Here is a 4,437-nt window from a genome sequence, read left to right as displayed (position 1 = left end):
GCCCCCGCCACCAGATGGGCCCGCACCTCCACCGCCCCGTCGGCCACCACCAGGCTGGTCACCCGCGCCCCGGACGCCACGGTGTACCGGGAGGCCGCCCAGTCCTCTCCGACGCCCAGCGGCACGATGCCCGAACGGACGGGGTCCCCGCCGATCACGACGACGTTGTCGGGCGGCGACGCGAGCGGGCGGGTGACCGTGGAGTAGGCGAAGCGGGTGTAGTGCGGGTCGTACCGGACGTCCTCGCTGCCGTGGTTGTGCAGTCGGACCACACCGTCCGAACGGGTCGACTGCAAGAGCCAGTTGGGGCCCTCGACCGGTCGCACCACGTCGGCTCGCCCGGCCGGTCCGGGCTCCTCGGGTGCCGTCCAGACCGCGTGGTCAGGTGGCAGCAGGAGGCCGAGGAAGCCCTTGGCGGCCCAGTACGGCGAGGCCGGTCCTGAGTAGCTCTGCAGGACGGTCTCGTCGGGGCCGTGCCAGCCGAGGGTCAGCAGGCCCCGGCCGTCCACGGCCCCACGGTCCAGGAAGTACTTGAGCGCGCCGGACGCCAGCCGGCGCGTCTCGCCCGGCGGCAGCGGTGTACGTCCGGTGAGCGCGCCGAGCCACAGCGGGGCCGCGGTGGCGAACCGGTACGTCAGCGAGCGGCCCTGGTGCAGGGGCGCGCCGTCGGTGCCGAACAGGTGGGAGTAGTCGGCGAGATGGGCCTCCAGGCGGGCGCCGTAGAGGTCGAGGAGCCGCTCGTCGCCCGCGAGCCAGGCGTGCAGCACCGGGTACAGGTGCATGGCCCAGCCGTTGTAGTAGTCGTACTTGCGGCCGTCCCCGTCGGTGTACCAGCCGCCGCCGACGTACCAGTCCTCGATGCGCTCCAGGCCGCGGTCGACCGCCTTGCGGGCCGCCTCGGGTTCGTGGCCGATCTCCAGCAGGAAGCCGCCGACGGTCACGGGGAACAACTCCCAGTTGCACGGCCAGGGTTCGGCGGTGAGCGCGCCGATGAGCCAGGCGGCCGTCCGCTCCTGCACGGGCCGGTCGAGGCGGTCCCACAGCAGCGGTCGGGTCAGGCGCAGGGCGAGGGCGATGGACGCCGCCTCGACCAGGGGCTGGCTCCGGTCGGTGACGCTCGGCCAGACACCGCCGGGCCCGGTGCGCAGGCCGTCGGCGTAGCGGCCGAGGACGGTCTCGTCCTGGCGGAAGGCGGCCAGCAGCAGCGTGCGGGCGTATCCCTCCAGGCCGTCGGAGAGGTGGCCCGAGTGGCTCACATGGTCACCGGGGAGGTGGTAGAGGGCGCGGTCGGGGGTGGCCCAGGGCTCCACGGCGGCGAGCAGGGCGTCGGCGGCGGTCTCCCAATGGGCGCGGGTGTAACCGGTGTACGGGCTCGTGGTGCGGTCCTCGGCGGGCAGGTGGATCACGGTCGCGGTCCTTCCCTTCCTGGTCTTGCCGACCTTCGGCCTCGGCGGCCCTCCTCGCCTTCGCTACCCGTGTTCCGGCCTCGGCACCCGATGCCGGGCGAGCTTCCGCCACCGACGAGTACGCCACGACGAGCGGCGGGGGGGGGGGGGGGGGGGGGGGGGGGGGGGGGGGGGGGGGGGGGGGGGGNCCCCCCCCCCCCCCCCCCCCCCCCCCCCCCCCCCCCCCCCCCCCCCCCCCCCCGATCCACAGATCCACACCCTGGTCCGGCCCGGTCCGGCCGGATCCAGCCCGATCAGGTCGGCTCAGTCCGTGCCGGACTCCATCGCGGCGCGGTCGAGCATCGCCTCCTCGTCGGCGACCTCGCCGCGCGAGGCGATCGCCTCGGCGCCGCCCTCGGCCATGGCACCGATCAGCCCGGTCGAGGCCGCCTGCGCGGCGCCGACGAGCGTGGGCTGGCCGGTGCCGACCATGCCCAGGCCGGCGTACTGCTCCAGCCGCGAGCGGGAGTCGGCGATGTCCAGGTTCCGCATGGTGAGCTGACCGATGCGGTCCACGGGGCCGAACGCCGAGTCCTCGGTCCGCTCCATGGAGAGCTTGTCCGGGTGGTAGCTGAGCGCCGGGCCGCTGGTGTCGAGGATCGAGTAGTCCTCGCCGCGCCGCAGTCGCAGGGTCACCTCGCCGGTGATCGCCGCGCCGACCCAGCGCTGCAGCGACTCGCGCACCATGAGCGCCTGCGGGTCCAGCCAGCGGCCCTCGTAGAGCAGCCGGCCGAGCCGCCGGCCCTCGTTGTGGTAGGCGGCGACGGTGTCCTCGTTGTGGATGGCGTTGACGAGGCGCTCGTATGCGATGTGCAGCAGCGCCATACCGGGCGCCTCGTAGATGCCGCGGCTCTTGGCCTCGATGATCCGGTTCTCGATCTGGTCGGACATGCCGATCCCGTGCCGGCCGCCGATCGCGTTGACCTCCATGACGAGGTCGACCGGAGAGGCGAACTCCTTGCCGTTGACGCTGACCGGGCGGCCCTGGTCGAAGCCGATCGTCACGTCCTCGGAGGCGATCTCCACCGACGGGTCCCAGAACCGCACCCCCATGATCGGGTCGACGGTCTCGATGCCGGTGTCGAGGTGCTCCAGGGTCTTGGCCTCGTGGGTGGCGCCCCAGATGTTGGCGTCCGTGGAGTACGCCTTCTCCGTCGAGTCCCGGTACGGCAGCCCGTGCGCGAGCAGCCACTCCGACATCTCCTTGCGGCCGCCCAGCTCCGTGACGAAGTCGGCGTCCAGCCAGGGCTTGTAGATCCGCAGGTGGGGGTTGGCGAGCAGACCGTAGCGGTAGAAGCGCTCGATGTCGTTGCCCTTGAAGGTGGAGCCGTCGCCCCAGATCTGCACCCCGTCCTCGAGCATGGCCCGCACCAGCAGCGTGCCGGTGACGGCGCGCCCCAGCGGCGTGGTGTTGAAGTACGGGCGGCCACCCGAGCGGATGTGGAACGCGCCGCAGGCGAGCGCCGCCAGCCCTTCCTCGACCAGCGCGGCCCGGCAGTCGACGAGGCGGGCGATCTCGGCGCCGTACGCGAAGGCACGGCCGGGCACGGAGGCGATGTCGGGCTCGTCGTACTGACCGATGTCGGCGGTGTAGGTGCACGGGACGGCACCCTTGTCGCGCATCCAGGCGACGGCGACTGAGGTGTCGAGGCCGCCGGAAAAGGCGATACCGACCCGCTCGCCGGTGGGGAGGGAGGTGAGGACCTTGGACATAGCAAAATTATGCAACGTTCCGCATCTTCATGCAAACGTCTGAGGTCACGCGCTGCGGCCGGGTGCCCGTCAGCTGGACGGACCGGGCTGTTCGCACCGTGCTTCGACTAGCGTCGGGGCATGACAAGCGACACCGCCCCGAGCCTCGCCGACACCCTCGTCACCAGCACGGTCGTCCTCGACGGCGGCATGTCCAACCAGCTCGCCGCGGCCGGGCACGACCTGAGCGACGAGTTGTGGTCGGCGCGACTGCTGGCCGAGCGGCCCGAGGCGGTCACGGAGGCGCACCTCGCCTACTTCACGGCGGGCGCGGACGTGGCGATCACCGCCAGCTACCAGGCCACCTTCGAGGGCTTCGGCAGGCGCGGCATCGGCCGCGAGGAGGCCGCACGGCTCATGGCGTCGAGTGTCGGGCTGGCCCGTGAGGCGGCCCGGCAGGCACGGCAGGCGGGTGTGACGCGGCCGCTGTGGGTGGCGGCGTCGGCCGGACCGTACGGGGCGATGCTCGCGGACGGGTCCGAGTACCGGGGCCGGTACGGGCTGAGCGTCACGGAGCTGGAGCGGTTCCACCGGCCGCGACTTGAGGTGCTGGCCGCCGCCGAGCCGGACGTGCTGGCGCTGGAGACGGTCCCGGACGCGGACGAGGCGGCGGCGCTGCTGCGCGCGGTGCGCGGGCTTGGGGTGCCCGCCTGGCTTTCGTACACGGTCGACGGCGGCCGCACCCGGGCCGGCCAGCCCCTGGCGGAGGCCTTCGCCCTGGCCGCCGGCGCCGACGAGATCATCGCCGTCGGGGTCAACTGCTGCGCTCCCGAGGACGTCGAGCACGCCGTGGAGACGGCGGCTCGGGTGACCGGGAAGCCGGTGGTCGTCTATCCCAACAGCGGCGAGGTCTGGGACGCGCAGGCCCGGGCCTGGACCGGTCGGAGCACCTTCGGCAGCGACCAGGTCGAGAAGTGGCGGGAGGCGGGGGCGCGGCTGATCGGCGGATGCTGCCGGGTGGGGCCGCGGGCGATCACGGCCGTGGCCCACGCGCTGGGCTCCGCCGGGACGGCGTAGGGAACGGGCGCGCGACGGGATTCCGTATACGGCCAGCTGTCGACTGTCGACCGGCGACCCACAACGCAGGACTGCCGACTGCCGACTGCCGACTGTCGACCGGCGACCGGCGACCGGCGACCGGCGACCGGCGACCGGCGACCACCAACGGTCGACCACCAACCACCAATCCCCCACCACCCCACCTCACCGACGCCGGGCCCCCACCGAGCGGCGCAGGCGG

Annotated in this window: 3 protein-coding genes; 1 reads left to right on the top strand and 2 read right to left on the bottom strand. The window is 73.4% G+C overall.

What is annotated here, in order from left to right:
* A partial coding sequence (locus tag V7E45_RS39720; protein WP_333779160.1) for a DUF2264 domain-containing protein occupies window positions 1-1,403 on the bottom strand: 1,403 nt, incomplete at its 3' end.
* Window positions 1,404-1,709: 306 nt separating this feature from the next.
* Entirely contained in the window at window positions 1,710-3,158 is a 1,449-nt protein-coding gene (gene argG, locus V7E45_RS39715) for an argininosuccinate synthase (protein ID WP_333779159.1), read from the bottom strand.
* A gap of 120 nt (window positions 3,159-3,278) precedes the next feature.
* On the opposite strand from argG, the gene mmuM reads away from it, so the two are divergent.
* Window positions 3,279-4,214: a homocysteine S-methyltransferase gene (gene mmuM / locus V7E45_RS39710; RefSeq protein WP_333779158.1), complete on the top strand. Its 936-nt coding sequence runs from the start codon at window positions 3,279-3,281 to the stop codon at window positions 4,212-4,214.
* Window positions 4,215-4,437 lie beyond the last annotated feature (223 nt).

It is taken from the genome of Streptomyces sp. IBSBF 3136 (assembly GCF_036815105.1).
GTDB lineage: Bacteria > Actinomycetota > Actinomycetes > Streptomycetales > Streptomycetaceae > Streptomyces.
This window is presented reverse-complemented; position numbering and strand designations above follow the sequence as displayed.

What these genes read in the sequence shown, in the direction of transcription:
- argG (WP_333779159.1), bottom strand. Translation starts at nt 3,158, where the DNA reads ATGTCCAAGGTCCTCACCTCCCTCCCCACCGGCGAGCGGGTCGGTATC.
- mmuM (WP_333779158.1), top strand. Translation starts at nt 3,279, where the DNA reads ATGACAAGCGACACCGCCCCGAGCCTCGCCGACACCCTCGTCACCAGC.